Source organism: Endozoicomonas sp. SESOKO2 (genome assembly GCF_024606245.1).
Lineage (GTDB): Bacteria > Pseudomonadota > Gammaproteobacteria > Pseudomonadales > Endozoicomonadaceae > Endozoicomonas_A.
Map to the genome: position 1 here is coordinate 1 of NZ_JAHHPQ010000095.1, position 1,129 is coordinate 1,129.

A 1,129-nucleotide genomic window follows, 5' to 3' on the forward strand; every position below is an offset into this window, starting at 1 on the left:
CTTCTGGAAGGCTGAACTTCAAAGGCCAGAGATCGGCCCCCGCCAAGAATAGCTGCACTGGTTTTACCCAACAGGGTCGGATCAGGAATGCTGATGGCATTATTTTTGTCGACTTTACTTAAACCACTCATGCTGATATTCGTGGTACCTTCCAGCTCGATGGTAAGAATATCGCCCAGACGGTAGGCACGACGGTCGGAGAACATAAAGTTGCCATAGTTGGCATTAAACAGGCTGCCACTGGGATAAACTGATTCGTTGTGGGAGCTTTCCTTTTGAAAGACAGCGTTATCAGCAACCATTTTTTCCGCTTCAGGTTCGGGGCCCTTTGTCACCTGCTGATGTTGACCAGCAGGTTTGGTGTCACCCTGGCGGGGTGCACTCGAACAACCAAACAGCATAAACATGGCTATAAAACACAGAAGTCTCATTCTCTGTCCTCTATCCAACCCTGTTAAAGAGTCTGGTTAACGAACTGCATCATTTCATCAGCCGCAGCAATGACCTTGGAGTTCATTTCATAGGCTCGCTGTGCCGATATCATATTGACCAGCTCTTCCACTGAGCTGACATTAGATGTTTCCAGAGTAAACTGTTTCAGCGAACCCAAACCTCCCTGACCGGCAGTGCCTTCTATCGCGTCACCACTGGCGGCAGATTGCAGGTACAGATTCCCCCCCAGAGCCACGAGACCAGCCGGATTAACAAAATTAGCAATGCTGATCTGGCCTATTTCTGTCGGATCAACCTGCCCCTGAATGGTTGCCATAACAATGCCATCTTCACTAATACTGATTCCGGTGGCGTCAGCGGGTACGGTAATGCCCGGTTCCAAAGGCAAACCACTGGCATTCACTATTTGACCATCTCCATTCAGGTGAAACTGACCATTTCTGGAGAATGCAGCGGTTCCATCGGGCTGTGTAAACTGAAAAAAGCCATTACCAATGATTGCCACATCCAGTGCCTGTTTGGTGGTTTCATAACTGCCGGGAGTAAACACTTTCTGGGTTCCGGTAATTTTTACGCCAGTTCCTATCTGCAAGCCGGAAGGCAGTTCGTTGTCCTGGTCTGACAGAGCCCCCGGCTGCTTTTCAATGTGATAAAAGAGATCTTCAAAGCTGGCCCG

At 49.2% G+C, this 1,129-nt stretch carries 2 protein-coding genes; both read right to left on the minus strand.

Translation table 11 applies throughout. The features are described from left to right. Positions 1 to 431: flagellar basal body L-ring protein FlgH (locus KDK17_RS02575; protein WP_257287268.1), on the minus strand; the 431-nt coding region annotated here is incomplete at its 3' end. A 23-nt stretch (positions 432 to 454) separates the two neighbouring features. Then, on the minus strand, positions 455 to 1,129 hold a 675-nt coding region (gene flgG / locus KDK17_RS02580; RefSeq protein WP_257287269.1), incomplete at its 5' end, for a flagellar basal-body rod protein FlgG.